We start from the raw sequence: 450 nt of genomic DNA on the forward strand, positions 1-450 counted from the left end.
CCAACAAGACGTCGCAAAAAGTGGTCTCGCAGTGGGGCACCGAACGGATGAACGCTGTCGAGCTCGCCGAGCGACTGATGACGCAGAAGCCTGTGCTCATCCAAGACGCTGTGCCCAACGGTAACGGCGGCGAAAAGCGGGTACCGAACGCTCCTGAGACCGAAGCCGCCAAGGCCAAGGCCGAGCAGTTGCAGAACGCCTTCCGTGAGTGGCTGTGGTCTGATCCGCAGCGCACAGAACGCCTCACTGAGGTGTACAACGACACGTTCAACTCCCTCGTCATGCGCGACTACAGCGCCGATGGACAGCGCCTCAGGCTGCCCGGGCTCGTGAGCACCTTCAACCCTCACCCACATCAGCGCACAGCGGTGGCTCGCATCATCAGCGAACCGTCAGTGGGGCTGTACCACGGGGTCGGCGCGGGCAAGACGGCCGAGATGGTCATGGGGG

Annotated in this window: 1 protein-coding gene; it reads left to right on the forward strand. The window is 63.3% G+C overall.

Translation table 11 applies throughout. The features are described from left to right. On the forward strand, positions 1-450 hold a 450-nt coding region (locus GO615_RS29930; RefSeq protein WP_169133091.1), incomplete at both ends, for a DUF8437 domain-containing protein.

The organism is Aromatoleum evansii, from assembly GCF_012910805.1.
Taxonomy (GTDB): domain Bacteria; phylum Pseudomonadota; class Gammaproteobacteria; order Burkholderiales; family Rhodocyclaceae; genus Aromatoleum; species Aromatoleum evansii.